Raw genomic sequence first — 16,715 nt, 5'->3', positions numbered from 1 at the left:
GAGATCACCTTTCTTAACTGCTATATATCATAGGCTTAGCGGGCCACGGCAGGTCTGCCCGGATGCAGATCCACGGCGGCTTCCTCACACCAGTTTCTTTATGGCCTTCTCCCCTGCAATAGGGTAAAGATCCATCATATGCCGGATGATTGCTTCACGGGATTGGGCAGGGCTTTCGCTATACCGGCTAGTCACGTGTTCGTAGCCCCAGATGGACTCGGGCTTACAGTAGATCGCGATGGGCCAGCCGTAGTACTGGCCTTTTTTGTTCTTTCTCTGGCGGAACTCACGAACGCAGAGATATGTCTTCATCTGAAGATCCGAGAGGGTGCCCTCAAAGCCCTTCTCGCCGCCCTTACCAAAGCCGGCCCGGGCCTTGATCTCATTGGAGTATATCTCGCTGTCGGTATCAAAAAGATCCATTATCTTCTTCTGGCGCCTTGAGGCTTTCTCGTCGTCCCACAGGGCATCAAAGTCATAGCCGTCCCGCCTGTAGTTGGCAAAATAAGGCAGCCATTCTTTAGAGATAAATCCCGCCTTCTTCTCGAAGAACTTCCCGTAGGCAACCTTGCCGCTTCTTGCTATCACCTCGCGCCACTCCCAGGGATCCACCTCCGGGTCGCCGCACCACCAATAGCCCGGCACTGTACGCTCCTCAAGGGAGAATCCCGGGATATCATTTTTGAAAAGAGGCAGAAAGCCCACCTCGTTTATGTAGTTGATCGCATCCCGGACGCTGTGCAGACATTCAGGGTCGTTCCAGTCTACGCCGTACATGATCCAGGTTCCGTTTTCATTACCCATCAGTCTTCTCCTACAAGATGAACAATCTCAGCTTCGTGCCCAACGGCCGGAAGGAATTTCTCAAAAATGTCCGAAGTCTTCAGCTTAAGGCTCGAGGTGTTTACACAGGGGTGACATCCGATGAACTCTCCGGCCTTGACGTCTTCGTCAACGAGGAGCCTTACGCCGTGGTCCTTATCGTTCATCAGCCCCATGACGCTCACCGCGCCGGGCTCGATGTCGAGATACTTAAGCATGTCCTCCGCTTCCGCAAAAGAGAGTCTGGCTGAATTGATCTGATTGGAAAGCTCCTTGGTTTTGAATTTCTTATCCCCGGGCATAAGAAGCAGGTAAAAAGCGGTTTTCTGCCTGTTACACAAAAACAGGTTTTTGCACATCAAAGTTCCCAGAGCCACATCGATGGCTTCGCAGGCTTCCATGGTCATGGCAGGCTCATGGTCAACACGCTGGTATTCAATGCCAAGCTTATCAAGAAAATCATAAGTCCTGATCTCACGATCAAGTCGTCCTTCAACGTTTTCCGGCCTTCCGTTCAAAAGTTCCATTGGTGTTTCTCCTCCCGATACTTGTCCATATCTGTCATGCCCTCTATTATAAGCGCAAACAGGCTCCGGCGCCACATAACATCGCGCCGAAGCCTGCCACGGAAATTTCTTTGTCTATGTCACTGTATCTTTTCGGTTCTCGATACCTGCCGTGATCTGCCACACTTCATCATCTCTTCCCGCGTGCCTTGTAATCCCTGTTGATATCCTCTGCCCAGCCGCAGCCATCCAGTTCCTCCTCGAGGTCACGTGAGGTGCGTGCCATCATAACGGAGCATACAGCCTTTGAAACTCCTTCGTACAAAATGCCGGTCCCCACACCGTCACTGACATAATTCACCGCTCTGTCCCTCCGGATGCCGAACTTCTGCGCCTCAGCGTAAGCATCTATGTTGGCTCCGATAAAGATGAACTCCCAGCCATATTTCTTTTGCTGCTTCTTAACCATCTTCTGAACCTTCTCACGGGAGTACCTGCTGCTGGCGTTCTCCATTCCGTCCGTGGTTATGACGAAAATGGTCTTCTCCGGGCGATCCTCCTCCCTTGCGTACTTGTGGACGTTGCCGATGTGGTGGATCGCGCCGCCAACAGCGTCCAGAAGCGCTGTGCAGCCTCTTACGTAGTACTGCTTGTCCGTCATCTTCTCGATCTTCTCGATGGGAATGCGGTCGTGGATCACCTCGCACTCGTCGTCAAAAAGAACTGTTGAAACCAGGGCCTTCTCCCCTGTCTTTTTCTGCTTCTCCATCATTGAGTTGAAACCGCCGATGGTGTCTGCCTCCAGGCCTCCCATGGAGCCCGATCTATCCAAAATGTAAACTATCTCTGTTATTCCTTTTCCCATAATCTTCCTGCCTTTCCAAGCCTGTGGCTTACTGTTTTTCAACGCCCGCTGCAGTCAGGCTTCCTTGTTTGTAATGTCATAATACTTTATGGGAAAAGAAAAAAGGTCGCACGGGAGGCGACCTAAAATTTCTATTTGGTTTCCTTTGAAAGCGGATCAAGTCCGTAGTCAAAAAGCACCATATCTATCTTCATAACGCTGTAGTTCTCATGTTCTATGAAATACCTGACAACGGCATCCGTCTGGGAAATCGGTGACAGCGCATAGCCTGCAAGCCCAAGAAAATCCACCGCTTCGTCCATGTTCAGGCGAAGGCCTACCGCCAGCGCCAGAACCTTTTCCTTGGAGGGTTTGACCTTGCCCTTAAGGAGCTTTGAAAAATACTGCTTGTTGATATTGGCAGCGGCGTAAACCTCTGAGTTCTTGAGGCCTTTTTTGTTTATGAGCTTCTGCAGGTGCTTTTCAAAAGAGTCGGTGTAAATATCCTTGAGCACATCATCCAGGGACGCTGAAGAGTAAACCACAGGTGCAGCCGCGCCCACAAGCTTTTGCGCCTTCGGCTCCGGCACGCCTGCCGGCTTCGACGCTTCAGGTGCTGCCGCGCCCGCAATCTCCGGTGCCTCCGGTGCCGGCGCTGTTGGCCTGACATTCTTTGGTGCGGGAGCTTTGGGCTTATCATACTTGGAATCTTCATCTTTCAAACTCCTGCTATACAGAAGCCTGTCAATCCATCTGGATTTACCGGAGGGCGAGGCTTGATGATGGGGCTCCGGCCCCGCAGCCGCATTGTCGTAGCCGCCATAACTGTACTCTGCCTCCATGGCCGCATCGGCATAATCATCATCGATGAGGCTTCGAACCTCTTCTCCCAGCTCACCGGAGATCCTCACGGCGCTTTGGTTGAACACCACCAGGTAGATCTCCATCTCGTTTTCTTCCAGGAACCGGGTAAAAGAATCTACGGCTATTTCCATACCAAGCTTTTGCGGAAATCCGTAGCACCCGGTAGCAAGAAGGGGAAAAGCAATGGACTTACACTTGTAGTCGGCCGCAAGCTTAAGAGACTTGTCATAGCACTGCCTCAAAATCTCCGCTTCGCCCTTGTCTCCGCCTTCCCACCATGTTCCGATGGCGTGAATAATTATCTTTGCATCAAGGTCAAACGCCGGTGTCGCAGCCACCATTCCGGGCTCAAGTGGTCCGATCTTCTTTCTCTCCGCAAAGAGCCTGTCCATGCCTGCCGCATTATAGATCGCGTTATCGACGCCATTACCGATTGCCACGTCGGGATTTGCGGTATTTACAATGGCATCTGCCTTTACTTTTGTAATATCATTCCTGATTATCTGAAACGGCATCGAACTCCTCCTCCGGCAACCTCGTTACAAACTTCTTTTCGTCCCTTTCTCCAACAAACCAGCCAAACTGCTTATCATCTCTTATTCCCACTTCTTCCACACTTCAGGCTGATAGCCCAGGGTGGACTGCTTCCCGTTTCTCACAACCGGCGTCTTGATGATCTGCTGGTTCTCAAGAATCTTCTCAAGCTTGTCCTCATCTGCAATGTACTGGATCAGCGCCACTGCATCTTTATCTTTGGCATCGGGATTAACCATGTTCATGAGCCCGCCGTTGGCGCCTGCCACGGAAGTCAGCTCGCCCTTACTCATGCCCTTCTCCTTCATATCAATGAACTGATATTTGATGCCCCGCTCCTTGAAAAATCGCTCGGCCTTTTTGGTATCATTACATTTCTTTGTTCCGAAGATCTGTATATTCATACTCTTTTCTCCATCTTCATTTGTGATATGTATTTATTCTTAAACTTCTAGGGTTCTGCTTTGGTTCTTCCTTCCGATCACTTCAACCCACATCTCATTTTCTCTGCCGGGCCTGTTGTCCGGTCCCACCTCATTGCACAGGATCTCAAATCCGGCGTCCTCAAAAAGCATAGCCACGGTCTTTTCATTAAAGTCGGAGAACTGCCGCTCGCCCCGCATCACAGTGCCATCGCCGTACTTAAAGGAAGCATACATCACTCCGCCATCCTTAAGCGCCGCGTTCATCTTCTTCATGATCCCCGGAAGCTCGGCCATTGGAACATGAAGTAGGGATGCGCTGGCCCAGATCCCATCGAATTCCCGGGCAAAAGAAACATTTTCAAACCGCATATTTGCCACTTCCAATCCGGTGTAATTCATAGCTCTTTTGCACATCTCTTCTGACGCGTCGAAGGCCACAACCGTAAAGCCTTCATCGAGAAATGCCTTGCTGTCTCGCCCGCTGCCGCAGCCGGCATCCAGCACTTTGGCCCCTTTAGGCAAAAGAGCTGTGAACTTCCCTCTGGGCTGCGACATATCCGCATTGACGCTCCCCTCAAAGAAAGCATCCGCGTTTTTGTTGTAATAATCTACATTATTCATGCTGTCACCATTAAACCAGGGTCACGGACATAGCTGTCCATGCCACACAATATACGTTATTATACATCCTTCCGGGGGGTATCCACCAGATTTCAGGTTTTTCCAAAAGCTGCGTTCTGCTATAATAAAAACCGTTATGGAAAAAATACGACAGACTCAGGTTAAAAGTTCATTACTGCTCCTTCTTGCATCCATCGTCTGGGGTGCTGCGTTTGTTGCGCAGTCCGTTGCAGGGGGAAACGTAGGAACATATACTTTCAACGGAATAAGATTTTTGATAGGCGGCGTATGTCTTCTGCCGCTATTAAAGGGCCACAATATGCGCCCCTCAAAGATTCCGGCGGGCAAGCTTCTCGGCGGCATTATATGCGGAGTTGCTCTGTTTCTTGCTTCAACCTTTCAGCAGGCAGGAATCGCCCTTGGGGCCTCTGCCGGAGAAGCGGGATTTCTTACCGCCTGTTATATCGTGCTTGTACCTATACTGGGAATTTTTATAGGGAAAAGATGCAGTGGCTGGGTTTGGCCTGCTGTTGGCATAGCGCTGGCAGGGCTCTATCTTCTGTGCATAGCCGCCGGAGAAAGCTTTTCAATATCAACCGCTGACCTGGCGCTTCTTCTTTGTGCGCTGCTGTTCTCTGTACAGATATTGTGCGTGGATCACTATGCTCCCATAATGAGCCCGGTCGCTCTTGCATGCGTGCAGTTCTTCGTAAGCGGCGCAGTTTCCATGATCGCAGCGATATTTTTTGAATTGATCCCGAACCCTTCCGCATGGATAGCAAGTCTTGCTATACCTTCATCCTGGATTGCGATCCTGTACACAGGGATCTTCTCCTGCGCTGTGGGCTATACACTTCAGGCTGTTGGCCAGAGGAACCTTAATCCCGCACTGGCGTCACTTATAATGAGCCTTGAGTCGGTATTCTCAACGATCTTTGGATGGCTCATCCTCAGGCAGTCCATGACAGGAAGGCAGCTGTTTGGATGCATCCTTATATTTGCCGCCGTTCTCCTGGCACAGATTCCCAGAAAGCAAACTTCAGACCTGTCTTAACAGGTCTTTCTTTTTTAATCCGTTATTTTTGCAGGATCTTCTCCAGCCGGAATGAGCCATGAAAATATATGCGGACCTGGGGAACCTGTATGCATCCGCATAGATATCCTCAATGGATGCGGATCTGCTTATTGCATCCCCCAATACCCCCTTTTGCAATTAAATTCATCCATTCATATTCGCGATGGTCGGCAGTACCTTCTGCTCTATGAATTCAACTCTGTCAAAGATCCTGGGCTTGAAGGTGCCCGTCATTCCAACAGATACATTCGTCTCTTTGTTTACGTAGATGATATTTCCGCTGTCGCCAATTGCCGCATAAACCTCTCTGTCATCATAGGGCTTATACCACAAATATCCATAGTTCATGAAGCCAAATCGCTCACCAAGCTTAACGTGCGGCGACAACATGTCTTGCAGATACTCTTTTGAAATTATTCTCTTTCCATTATACAATCCTTCGCCCAGCACCAGCGTACCGATCACCGCCATGTCTTTTGCCGACATGCAAAGTCCCCAGCCGGCCGTGACACTTCCCTGAGGATCAGAGTACCACTCATATTTCCTGGGATTCTTGTTCATGAAGAAGTCAAACTGATCCTCCTTGGAGCTGTCGCCATGTGGCATGCGCTCCGGGAGTCCCAGGGGCTCAAACAGATTCTTATTGGCAAAATCAATGCACTTCTCTTTGGCTGCCCGCTCAATTATTCCGGCCAGGATTTGAATGCCAAGGGTAGCATACCTGAACTCGCCGGTGATCCCACTGCGGCCGCCAAGATAATCAAGCACAGCCAGAGTCCAATCCTGCGAAGTGCACACTTTTTTCCAGGGCTCCGACTTCCCTTTGTACGGAGCAGTCATGGTAAGCAGGTGTCTGATGGTAACGTCATATATGGTTTTCTCCCCGCGCTTTACAGAATAATCAGGGAAAAAATCCATCACCTTCTGATCAACACTCCTGATGAAGCCCTTGTCCAGTGCAATTCCGGCAAGCAGTCCCATGATGCCTTTTGTAACAGAATTGACGTTCATCGCGTCCAAAGTCTTAAATCCGTGCCAGCAGTCATCATAGGCTGTGTTTCCGTCTTTTATCGCATATATCTGACAAATATTGCTCTCATTTCCTGTGCTCTCAGAAATGTACTTGTGAAGTTGTTCTTTGTTCATCAAAAAAGCCTCCTCTTAGGAAAGATTCGGACGTCCTAAGAAAAGGCTAATGTAATTAAAAATTGTTTTCAAGAAAAATTTTTGTTCCTAAGTAAAGCTTACTTATCAGCCACCAAGAGTCTTGCTTACATATTCTCTTGCGCCGGCCTCGTCGAGCTCAACTGCATCATAAACCTTACCGGTTGTATCAACGATGATACCTGTTACAAGATCCTCATTGAAGTAGTAGCCGTATGTTCCGAGGCTGCCCTCGATCTTAGCATACTGTCTTCCATCATCGGTAGTTGTATCCTCTGTTGTGTACATTCCGTAATCAAGGCTGCCATCTTCGTCGTAGATATAGATGATATCGCCGTTCTCATTTCTGAACATTGCAATGTCGATTGCCTTGTCAGCATCGTCAGCGGTCTTAAGTCCGCCCATGAATGTCAGTGTGTCCTGTACGTTCTGGATCTCCTCTTCAAGATTGGGCATTTCCTCAGCAACTTCCTCGACCTGCTCTGCTGCGTCTTCAACCTGCTCAGCAACTTCCTGTGCAGCAACCTCGCTTGAATTTCCGCAAGCTGTAAGTGATGCTACCAGCATTACTGCACATGCTCCTGTAACGATTGCCTTCATAACGTTTGATTTCATTTTCATTTCCTCCTCGTATGTGTTTTCACAACGTTCATATTGTAACTCGTTATTGCAACAAAGTTTCTTAAAAGATTATTAAATCTCTGTTGCACAACTGATTATTTATACGAGGATAAAAAATGTGTGGCAAAAAAAATTTGATTTTTTTGAAAAAAAATTTCGAGCCAGCGCCCGAAGCTACTTCCCGCCCGTCTTATCCTTAAGGATTGCGTCCCGTATAGCCATAGCCACCACTTCATCCGGAGCTTTCCTGATTGCCTCAGCCTTGGGATTGGTCTTTAATTTTATCTCCGCCTTCTTGGTGGCAGGCGTAAGGCTTTTGTCGGAATCTCTGTTCATGCGATTTACCTCATTTTTCAAAAGTCCCCATTTACCAAAGTGTTTCTATTGTCCAAACCTGAATTTAGATTTCTCTTGTGTTGTCATGATTGACCGAGAGCATGTGAATTGAGCCCTTTCCGACGCAAAGTAATCTACAAGCTAATTGAGTCGGTAAAATAACCCCCAAACTTAACGTTATATCGACAAAAAGCCTGTTTGAGCACTTGATTGTCGTGATAACGTTTATGCTTCGCGCATTCCGTTCGTTTTTTCGCAAATATTTCCGACGCAATGCCCATAATTGACAAATGCGTCGGGAACACCTTGTAGAAATCATCGAAATCTTGTAATCCAGCCTCTATCATCTATTAAACTACCAGATGTAAGTCTGATTGGATGCTTCCATTACCAACACAAATGTAAACAGGGATTTTTAAAAAGCACCGGACAATTTCCCCGATAGCACGATCATCAGATAGATCAAAAGAGCTCCCGGCTCATCCCAGGTTGCTATGGCAAGAATGATGCCTATGATCCACAGGATCGCCGTAGTTTTCCCCGATGATTTATGGGCTCTTGGCATCTTCTCGTAATAGTCCTGATGCTCGTAGTTCTCGTAAAAGTATCTGTCATCGTCATTGTTCAGCCAATCGTCGTTCATGCGAATCCCCCACTTCTTATGACACGTCCTGATTATCATGACTCTACATCAAATACCATAACTCTCCATTCGGCATCTGCATCACATCTCCCGGAATGGTCCCGGTCTCATTCCCGTCAATATCTCTTACGACGGTACCCTCCCAATACCTGTAATCCGCTCCGTCTCCCTCTTCGTGCCATCGGTTAAAAAACAGCTCTTTTCCATCCCGCATGAAGAAAGAATCATGGTCATCCATTATGAAACTTGTCTTCTCGGGCCATAGGATTTCAAACTCATTTCCACACTGCCTTGAAAGCGTGGGCGGAGTCAGATGCAGCTGCAAATTATAGCAGTCCTTAACGGAAGAGAGCGGCAGTTCTGTATGTACGCTTACCTGATAATCGCTGCAGTCGAATCTCAGAATCCTGATCAAGTCATGCGGGAAGTCGACATCAATCATATAGATTCCACCTTCGAAAAATACCGGACTTTCACTGTAATGCCCTTCCGTCTTCGGCACAGGAAAATAAGCCTGTCCATCCGGATAATGGACAAGGCACAGCTTTCTGCCCTTCACGATCTCGCCGTCGCGAAATATCTCCTCAGCCTCGTAAAGGTCCCCATGCTCATAATCCATCCCAAAGTACCACTCGCTTGTAGCCCCGGGAACCGGCTGAATATATGAAATTCCATCAGTTTCTATCGTCTTCATTTTCAGTCACACTTTCTTCACAACATTTTTAATTTACTTTAAGGTTGCGGCGATAAGATAAGTACATCAAGAGGAACGAAACCTCTTGACCCCCTCATAAACACCACTTTTTTTCATAACACACAGCCCTCCGAACCCCTTCGGAGGGTCCTCCCTAAAACAACGCCGCAGCTTGAAAGAGCTACGGCTTTATATATTGGAGATAACAATATTTTATTATAAAATTTACCGCATCACCAGATAATTCAGCTTTTCAGCTCTCTGCAAATCTCAAACAGCGCCTGCTTAAAGGACTCCTTGGTGACCTTCAGCTCGCCGGAGCGGCTGCGGGCGTCGATGGCAAGGGGCATGCCTTCGGTGCTCTTGCACTTCTCGATGAGGCTGCTCCAGTCGCCCAGATTCTGGACCTTGTGAGGGCAGGCCCCGAGGATCAGGGCTGAGTACTTGTCGAAACTGATGCCGCGCCCGGTGAAGCTGCTGATCTTGTCGTAGTCAACCATGAAGTCAAAGTCGTCTTTCTTGAAGCCGTAGGTCTTGGCAATGCCCTGCATTGTTCTTTCATCCATAGCGGTGGCGCCAAGGACCAGGATCTTGCCTCGTCTGCCAAGAAGGTCGTGACCGGGTGATGGTTCTTTTCCCTCAGAGGCGGCGGGTGCGGCGGTGGCGCTGAAGTTGCGGATGTCCACAAGAGCCTGCTCCAAGTCCTTGTTCTTCTGCTCCAGCTCAAGGAGCCTCTCCTTGTCCTCGTTTGATTTCTTGAGTTCGCCAAGGAGCTCGTTAATGTAGCTCTGCATGTTGTCGATGGTGTCAAGAAGCAGGCTCACAGTTATCTCCTCACCCTTGGTCGTCATGTGGAAGTCAGGAATTTCAGGCTCTTTAGGGGCGACGTGCTCTTCCGGGGCTGGCGCGGGCTCTTTTGCCAGATCTTCAAAATTAATGCCCAGATTGTTGATGAGGCTCTCGAATTCGGAAGTGCCGGCGTCGCTGTTGCAGAGCATGATCAGGTACTCCTGCTCGTTGTCTATGTGACGGTGGTGGCGGTCCGCGATCTTGTTGTTGTACTTGTTCTTGAGATTGGCCAGGTTCCGGGCAATGTCACGGGAATTGCGGGGAAAGTAGCTTTTGATATTGCGGGCGAGGGCGTCCATGGTGCCAAAGTAGTGACCGTGGTAGCCGCCGCAGCTGTCGCCGAGGAGTGAGATCATTATGGAGTCGCCATTCGGGTCCGTGAAGCCGCTGTCGAGCCAGAGGTACACGGTGTCACGGTCCGGTTGCATTTTGCCGGTGCATTTTTGGTCTATGTAGAATTTGGTGGCTTTTTCGCTGGTAATGAATTTGCGGATGGTCTCCGCGTCAGAGATGGGCTGGCCGCTGATCTGGCGGATGCCGTTTATTACGCCGTCCATGTCGTCGATTACAATGCCGTTTTCAATGATAAATTCTCTCATAGGGACACCTTCCTTTCAGTGTGTTGGGTGGTTGTTTACCAGGGTTACTCTCCTTGTATTGTATTTTTGAGGTAGGGATGGTTTTGTTGATTGTAGTATGACAGTTTTAGTGTCCTATAAGATGCCAGAATAGGGGAACGGATGTTTTGGAGACAAAAATAGGGAGAGCTATGCGCTCTCCCGGTGGTGATTAAAGTATTTTTTTCAATTACAGACCCGTTAGCTGCTCACACACGCAGTTTCAGCATCACTGTTTCCCGGCTTCTAATTCCTTTAACTTTTTCTGAAGCTCAGCGATCGTTTCGTTGGCTTCGTCCAGCTGCTTGTTAGCTTCGCTCAGCTCTTGCTTTAAGTCAGCGATCAGTTCCTTCTGGTAAACCTCATGGGCAATAGCATCCTCCCTGGCACGACACTGCTCAAGAATGCTCATGTCTGCATTGGATAAATATATAGATTCTGCAGCGGAACTCATTGATGGGTTGTCCTTCGTAATCATCCTGATTTCCTCCCACGTTTGGGCTTTGAAAAGCCTGGCCCAGTCATAGACATGATTGGCCTTATCCTGCTCTGTTGCTATATCTGTATGATTTAATTCTATCACGTAGAGATTGAAATTGTTAGTATACAGATAGTTATCTATTTCTCTCTGTTGACAAAATCCCCGTTTCATTTAAAATAATCAATAACTTAATTCAAACGGCGCCTGTTGCTACCGAGTAACAGGAACAACGTCATTTCCTTATCGTCAGGTCTTAGCAGATGAGGAAGTGGCGATTTTTATTTTCAGGAGGTTTTTTAGATGCAGTGGATCATTCTGTTTTTAGCGGGATTATTTGAGATCGGGTGGGCGATTGCCATGAAATATTCGGATGGGTTCACAGTTCTTTTCCCATCTGTCATTACAGCGGTGGGATACATTGCCAGCGCGGTGTTTCTGTCAATGGCGTTGAGGAGCCTGCCACTGGGCACAGCCTACGCCATGTGGACCGGAATGGGCATTGTTGGAACTACGGTTCTTGGAGTTTTTCTTTTCCGGGAAAAACTGACCGCGGCACAGGTCATCTGTGTTATGCTGATTTTGGTGGGAATTATCGGCCTGAAATTACTTGCGAAAGAGTGAGGTTAAGCTATGTTCAGAAAAATGAGAAGATTTGGTCAGCAGATCTCTGAGGAGAAATGCATAGAGATTTTGAAGAATGAGAAAAGAGGCGTTCTCTCTGTCATTGGAGACGACGGATATCCTTACGGAATGCCGCTGAATCACTGGTACTGCGAGGAAGACGGGAAGCTCTATTTCCACGGTGCCATGGAAGGGCACAGGATTGACGCCATAAAGGCATGCGACAAGGTCAGCTACTGCGTCTATGACGAAGGCTACCGCAAGGAAGGCGAGTGGGCGCTGAATATCAACAGCGTTATTATATTCGGGCGGATGAAGCCGGTGGAGGATATCGCAAAAGCGGAGGCGCTTTGCAGGAAGCTCAGCTACAAATTCACTGATGATGAAGAGTACATCGAGAGAGAGATTAAGGGATCTTTGGCGCGGACATTGTGCCTTGAGCTTACTCCTGAGCACATGACAGGAAAGCTTGTGAACGAAGCTTAAGTTTTGGTCCCATGACTTACGTCCCTTGGGACCATTCCGGGGAGCGTTAGTGTGAGAAGAGCCACTCGGCAAAAGAGCCATCGGCCATAACCGCGAAGTCGGCCTGGTGGAAGCCGGTAAGGGCGCCTGCTGCCAGCATTTCCTGATCGGTAAATTCGGTAAGGGAGGCGTCGGGGGAGCCCATGGCATTCAGGGTGGACACTGCGGAGCGGCTTACCTCCACGGGAATGACGTTGTCATTTGTGGCGTGGGCAAACCGCACCGGAATATCCTTTATCTTAGAAAGCTCGGTTGTTGAATTTCTTGAATAGGTAAGCGCGGGGCACATGACTATGGCTGCCGCCACGCTTTCCGGGTATTCCTCCATATACTCCACAGTACAGAGGCCTCCGAAGGAATTCCCCATAACATAGACTTTTTCCGGATCAACTTTGCCGTCACTTATCAGTTTATCCGAAGCCTTTTTTAACTGTTCATACAGTTCTTTTCTGTTCGATTCCGATAAAAAAACATCATCCTCGATCGAAGGTGCCATTAGATAGCAGGGCCTTTTTGCCTGCGCGGCATCTGAAGTGAGAGTCGAAACAGTCACGGTATTGTTGGCATTATCAGCCTCTCCGAAGCCATGAAATACAATGACAAGAGGCAGTTCTTTTCCCTCATTGGGAGTGAAGAGATTATAGGTACTGTCGCTTTCCTTCGCTCCGCATCCGGATAACGACAGCATTATTAATGCCACTAATAAATACCGTAGACTCTTTTTCATCCCTTGTCCTTAACAATCGCCGGGATCTGGGAAACCAGGTTGTCGATGTGCTCGAACACACTGCTCTTTGTGGTGCCGAGGGCATTTACTCTGTCAAGCTGATTTACCAGATCATCGTACTTGGCGTTGATATCGCTGAAGCTGTTTCCAATCCTGATGAGCTCGTCGGAAGCGGTATTTGCGGTGTCGGAAATCTCCTCCTGTACCGCGTTGGCTCCGTTGGCGCTCTCAATGATCTCAGCAAAAGTATCTTTGGTCTCATCAACTTCCTGAAGGCTGCGGTCCATGGCGGCAATTGAATGCTCCATGCTGGCGGAAAGCTTCTCGCTCTCCTGCCCGGCGGCATCGATGCTGGCATTAACCTGGCTTATGAGCACCTTGATCTCATCCGCCAGTTCACGAACCTCTGTGGCAACAACCGCAAAGCCTTTGCCTGCAGCACCTGCTCTTGCGGCTTCGATGGAAGCGTTTAGGGCAAGAAGGTTGGTCTGAGTTGCGATTCCGATAATCTGCTTCATGTAATCGGAAATCTGATCAACGGCACTCTTGAAGTTCTCGAAGCCCTGAGTCATCTCGTCAAAGCTCGCTCTTACCTCATTGGAACTGGTCTTAAGTTCCTCAACCTTATTCTGGGCATTTTCAACACTTTTCAGGATATTGACCTTAACATCCTCAAACTTGGAAGCGCTGGCGTTGACGCCTTCAAACATCTCGTTAAAAGCATCCATCTGCTCATGAAGCTGAGCATTGCTCTCCATTACGGTATTGACCGCAACTCCCATGTCGTGGATCTCAGTCAGTGAATTAAGCTCGTTCTGCACAAGCTCTTTTTGGAAAGATTTTATTGAATTTGCAATGTAAACCAGAGACTCCATCTTGTCGGTGTCTGTAGGAGCCGGAGCCTGCGTCTGCTGATTTACCTGCACTTCACTTTTTTTCTTAAAAATATCTGTAAGCATATGGTATCTCCTTTTTTATTCAAAGACAACACAGGTCATTGTCTGGTTAACGAACTGGGCATTGTAGTGCTCACCGAATCCGATGAGTCCGCAGGAGGTTCCGAGGGACGCGATCTTGCCAAGATATGAATTCAGCTCGCCCCTTTCCTTGAGAACCAGATAACGGAAAATACAGTTCACGGAATAAATTCCGGAGATCTTGCTAAAGTCTGCTTTGATCTTGTTCACCGTGGACTGGGCAACTTCCATGGGATCGCGCATCTCCAGAAGAGTCAGGATATCCGAGTCGTTGGCCTGGCGGTAAAGAATCAGTCCCGATCCGGAAACGTCCTTGATGGACATGATGCATACGTCATCGCCGATCATCTTTCCCAGAGGATTCTTGAAGGTCTGGTTGATGATCTCCTTATCACTTTTGGTGCCGGTGAGGTCCATGTAAACCTGCTTGGCTGAGCGCCCGTTGAGCTCGCCGAGATAATATTTAGCCTTATCTGTCTTTGAGCATATAAGCTGCTGGTTGCTGTCCTTGGGAACGTAGATGTTCTCTTTATAGGTCTTTACCCGGCCATGTTCGTTGCGAACCACAGCATAGGTCATGCCGTCCTTGTAAATCTTACCGTTGCAGGAAACCTTGCCGGCATCGCCTGTTGCTCCCATAACCTGGAGCCCGTATTTATCCACGAGACCGCGCAGTGTAGTCAGCACCGCAGCATCATTGCCTGTACAAAAATCAATGATCGCAGTGTTCTCTCTGCCCGGCCTTACCTTCTCAATGTCTTTTTCCAACCTGGAGATATGCCTTGCGGGCATGGTGGACACTCCCTCCAGAATTCCTGCGGTAGCCACAACGCCCTCTGAAAAGGCCATAACGGAAACACCCTTCTCCAAAATCGTCGCATCATATCCCATGCCAACACAGCCGATGCTGGGAACACCGGGATAGAGCTGCTCGATATCGGCCACTGCCTTGTCGAATCCGTCCTCACTGCAGGTAAAGACAATGAGTTTGGGCGATGACAGGCCCCTGACCGCATCTTTTACGTCACCTGATGAGTTCTTACCATAAAACATCTTCATGAAGCATTCTCCTTTACTGGGTTATTGATGCGCATGTATCTATACTCCGGGGCATAAACATATCCTCAGAGCACGTTTCATCTAATTAATTTTACGTTAACGGGCAGCTTAAAGCAATTCGCAAGAACATTATTTCATTAAACTTTATATTAATTTTTCATAAACTTGTTTTACCCGGAAAAAGAGATTTTTTCGAAATCCGGGTGATTACATGGCACTGCGCCTGTATAATAGGCATATAATAGGCATATGGAGGTGATCGTTATGAAGGTACTTATTATAAACGGAAGTCCAAGAGTGGGCGGTAATACATCTATGGCAGTAGATGAGATGGTTAAGATATTTCAGGAAGAAGGAATTGAAACAGAAGTTGCACAGATTGGCAACAAGGACGTACGAGGCTGCGTTGCCTGCGGCGGCTGCGAAGATACAGGCAAATGCGTCTTTGATGACGTCGTCAATGAACTGGCTCCCAAGTTCGAGGCAGCCGACGGACTGGTTGTAGCTTCACCTGTTTACTACGCTTCTGCAAATGCAACACTTATAGCATGTCTTGACAGGCTGTTCTACAGCACGGATTTTGACAAGACCATGAAGGTGGGCGCCAGTGTCGTAGTAGCCAGAAGAGGCGGATGCTCAGCCACCTTTGATGAGCTCAACAAGTACTTTACCATCAGCAACATGCCCGTTGCTTCCAGCCAGTACTGGAACAGCATCCACGGAAGCGCCAAGGGCCAGGCCGCAAAGGATCTTGAAGGTCTGCAGACCATGAGAGTTTTGGCAAGGAACATGTCTTTCCTCATTAAGAGCATTGCTCTGGGAAAAGAGAAATATGGCCTCCCGAAAACTGAAGAGCACGCCTGGACGAATTTTATAGAAGACTGACAGGCTTTGCCGGGGTGCGAAAACTGTGCCGGTGGCGCACGAAGCCTTTGCCGGGGTGCGAAATCTGTGCCGGTGGCGCACGAAGCCTTTGCCGGGACCGGAAATGTTAAATTCGTATTGTATGGGGCAATACTTTGTTATCCAAATTAGCACTCTCGGTTGACGAGTGCTAATTACGGTGTTATAGTATGTGTAGAACAAAGGAACAGAGAAGACCGTTAGGACTTACAGTTTCCTAAGATCCAAACCCTCCGTCCCAATGCTCATTAACAGTTAACCAATTGTTTATGTGCAAAGGAGGTAAGCATTATGTTAACACCCAGTATTTTTGAAGAAAATTTAATAGATGATCTTTTTGGATTCCCTTATATGAAGGAATTCGATGACATGCAGCACAACATGGAGCGTAAGCTCTATGGACGTAAGGCATCAAGGATGATGAAGACCGATATCCGTGAGAAGGATGACAACTACGAAATTTCTGTTGATCTTCCGGGCTTCAAGAAAGAAGAGATCACAGTAGAACTGGACAACGGATACATCACAATCAGCGCCGCCAAAGGTCTTGACCGTGATGAGAACAACAAGAAAGGCAAACTTATCCGCCAGGAGAGATACGCAGGCTCCATGACAAGGAGCTTCTACCTCGGCGAGAACGTTGAGAAGGGCGACATCGAAGCCAACTACAGGCACGGTGTTCTTACCCTTACAATTCCTAAAAAGGCTATGGAGAAGAAAATCCCGGAGAAGAACCTGATAGCCATTGAGGGATAAACGGATTACAACTTAATGAGAGGATGCAGCCGGTGCGATGTTTGCACCCGG

At 48.4% G+C, this 16,715-nt stretch carries 21 protein-coding genes; 5 read left to right on the top strand and 16 right to left on the bottom strand.

All coding sequences use genetic code 11. The features are described 5' to 3' along the window. Positions 1-84: 84 nt before the first annotated feature. The 6 genes from T456_RS0108415 to T456_RS0108385 form a co-directional block, all read right to left on the bottom strand. Positions 85-804 carry an AlkZ-related protein gene (locus T456_RS0108415; protein ID WP_024865751.1) on the bottom strand — a complete coding sequence of 240 codons (720 nt, stop codon included), beginning with the start codon at positions 802-804 and terminating at the stop codon, positions 85-87. Next, positions 804-1,349 (bottom strand): prolyl-tRNA synthetase associated domain-containing protein, encoded by a 546-nt coding sequence (locus tag T456_RS0108410; RefSeq protein ID WP_024865750.1) that lies wholly within the window; start codon positions 1,347-1,349, stop codon positions 804-806. The genes T456_RS0108415 and T456_RS0108410 overlap by 1 nt, the downstream gene beginning before the upstream one ends. 169 nt (positions 1,350-1,518) lie before the next feature. Beyond that, positions 1,519-2,193, bottom strand: coding sequence for a vWA domain-containing protein (locus T456_RS0108405; RefSeq protein ID WP_024865749.1), 675 nt, complete (start codon positions 2,191-2,193; stop codon positions 1,519-1,521). Between the two features lie 131 nt (positions 2,194-2,324). Then, positions 2,325-3,551: a macro domain-containing protein gene (locus T456_RS23045; protein WP_024865748.1), complete on the bottom strand. Its 1,227-nt coding sequence runs from the start codon at positions 3,549-3,551 to the stop codon at positions 2,325-2,327. Positions 3,552-3,632: 81 nt separating this feature from the next. After that, a complete protein-coding gene (locus tag T456_RS0108390; RefSeq protein ID WP_024865747.1) occupies positions 3,633-3,974 on the bottom strand; it encodes an arsenate reductase family protein in 342 nt (113 codons plus the stop codon). 39 nt (positions 3,975-4,013) lie between these two features. After that, positions 4,014-4,616 carry a class I SAM-dependent methyltransferase gene (locus tag T456_RS0108385; protein ID WP_024865746.1) on the bottom strand — a complete coding sequence of 201 codons (603 nt, stop codon included), beginning with the start codon at positions 4,614-4,616 and terminating at the stop codon, positions 4,014-4,016. Positions 4,617-4,752: 136 nt separating this feature from the next. Here T456_RS0108385 and T456_RS0108380 point away from each other — a divergent pair, with 136 nt between their 5' ends. Continuing rightward, positions 4,753-5,670: a DMT family transporter gene (locus tag T456_RS0108380; protein ID WP_035801496.1), complete on the top strand. Its 918-nt coding sequence runs from the start codon at positions 4,753-4,755 to the stop codon at positions 5,668-5,670. Between the two features lie 165 nt (positions 5,671-5,835). Here the strand turns inward: T456_RS0108380 and T456_RS0108370 are convergent, their stop codons facing one another. The 7 genes from T456_RS0108370 to T456_RS22410 form a co-directional block, all read right to left on the bottom strand. Further along, a complete protein-coding gene (locus T456_RS0108370; RefSeq protein ID WP_024865744.1) occupies positions 5,836-6,837 on the bottom strand; it encodes a serine hydrolase domain-containing protein in 1,002 nt (333 codons plus the stop codon). A gap of 105 nt (positions 6,838-6,942) precedes the next feature. Beyond that, the gene (locus T456_RS0108365; RefSeq protein WP_024865743.1) at positions 6,943-7,470 is read right to left on the bottom strand and encodes a hypothetical protein; all 528 of its coding nucleotides are present in this window, start codon (positions 7,468-7,470) and stop codon (positions 6,943-6,945) included. A 180-nt stretch (positions 7,471-7,650) separates the two neighbouring features. Continuing rightward, complete coding sequence (locus T456_RS22415) at positions 7,651-7,812, bottom strand: hypothetical protein (protein ID WP_155838056.1); 162 nt, start codon at positions 7,810-7,812, stop codon at positions 7,651-7,653. Positions 7,813-8,227: 415 nt separating this feature from the next. Beyond that, positions 8,228-8,455, bottom strand: coding sequence for a hypothetical protein (locus T456_RS0108350; RefSeq protein WP_024865741.1), 228 nt, complete (start codon positions 8,453-8,455; stop codon positions 8,228-8,230). A gap of 43 nt (positions 8,456-8,498) precedes the next feature. Next, a complete protein-coding gene (locus T456_RS0108345; RefSeq protein WP_024865740.1) occupies positions 8,499-9,149 on the bottom strand; it encodes a hypothetical protein in 651 nt (216 codons plus the stop codon). A 245-nt stretch (positions 9,150-9,394) separates the two neighbouring features. After that, positions 9,395-10,354 carry a hypothetical protein gene (locus T456_RS0108340; RefSeq protein WP_155838055.1) on the bottom strand — a complete coding sequence of 320 codons (960 nt, stop codon included), beginning with the start codon at positions 10,352-10,354 and terminating at the stop codon, positions 9,395-9,397. A 490-nt stretch (positions 10,355-10,844) separates the two neighbouring features. Further along, the gene (locus T456_RS22410) at positions 10,845-11,093 is read right to left on the bottom strand and encodes a hypothetical protein (protein ID WP_155838054.1); all 249 of its coding nucleotides are present in this window, start codon (positions 11,091-11,093) and stop codon (positions 10,845-10,847) included. Between the two features lie 303 nt (positions 11,094-11,396). Here T456_RS22410 and T456_RS0108330 point away from each other — a divergent pair, with 303 nt between their 5' ends. Beyond that, on the top strand, positions 11,397-11,717 hold the full coding sequence (locus T456_RS0108330) for a DMT family transporter (protein WP_024865737.1): 321 nt from the start codon (positions 11,397-11,399) through the stop codon (positions 11,715-11,717). A 9-nt stretch (positions 11,718-11,726) separates the two neighbouring features. Then, positions 11,727-12,203: a pyridoxamine 5'-phosphate oxidase family protein gene (locus tag T456_RS0108325; protein ID WP_024865736.1), complete on the top strand. Its 477-nt coding sequence runs from the start codon at positions 11,727-11,729 to the stop codon at positions 12,201-12,203. A gap of 46 nt (positions 12,204-12,249) precedes the next feature. On the opposite strand, the gene T456_RS0108320 is transcribed toward T456_RS0108325, so the two are convergent. From T456_RS0108320 to T456_RS0108310, 3 genes are read right to left on the bottom strand one after another with little or no spacing between them, the layout of a single operon-like run. After that, entirely contained in the window at positions 12,250-12,930 is a 681-nt protein-coding gene (locus T456_RS0108320) for an alpha/beta fold hydrolase (protein ID WP_024865735.1), read from the bottom strand. A gap of 35 nt (positions 12,931-12,965) precedes the next feature. Beyond that, positions 12,966-13,928 carry a methyl-accepting chemotaxis protein gene (locus T456_RS0108315; RefSeq protein ID WP_051464995.1) on the bottom strand — a complete coding sequence of 321 codons (963 nt, stop codon included), beginning with the start codon at positions 13,926-13,928 and terminating at the stop codon, positions 12,966-12,968. 15 nt (positions 13,929-13,943) lie between these two features. Further along, the gene (locus T456_RS0108310) at positions 13,944-15,005 is read right to left on the bottom strand and encodes an FIST N-terminal domain-containing protein (protein WP_024865733.1); all 1,062 of its coding nucleotides are present in this window, start codon (positions 15,003-15,005) and stop codon (positions 13,944-13,946) included. Positions 15,006-15,269: 264 nt separating this feature from the next. Between T456_RS0108310 and T456_RS0108305 the strand changes: the two genes are divergently transcribed. Beyond that, on the top strand, positions 15,270-15,890 hold the full coding sequence (locus tag T456_RS0108305; protein WP_024865732.1) for a flavodoxin family protein: 621 nt from the start codon (positions 15,270-15,272) through the stop codon (positions 15,888-15,890). A gap of 309 nt (positions 15,891-16,199) precedes the next feature. Continuing rightward, complete coding sequence (locus tag T456_RS0108300; RefSeq protein ID WP_024865731.1) at positions 16,200-16,664, top strand: Hsp20/alpha crystallin family protein; 465 nt, start codon at positions 16,200-16,202, stop codon at positions 16,662-16,664. The last annotated feature ends 51 nt before the right edge of the window (positions 16,665-16,715 follow it).

The organism is Butyrivibrio sp. FCS014 (assembly GCF_000526935.1).
Lineage (GTDB): Bacteria > Bacillota > Clostridia > Lachnospirales > Lachnospiraceae > Butyrivibrio.
Note: the sequence above shows the minus strand (reverse complement) of the source record. Positions and strands in the feature narration are given on the sequence as shown.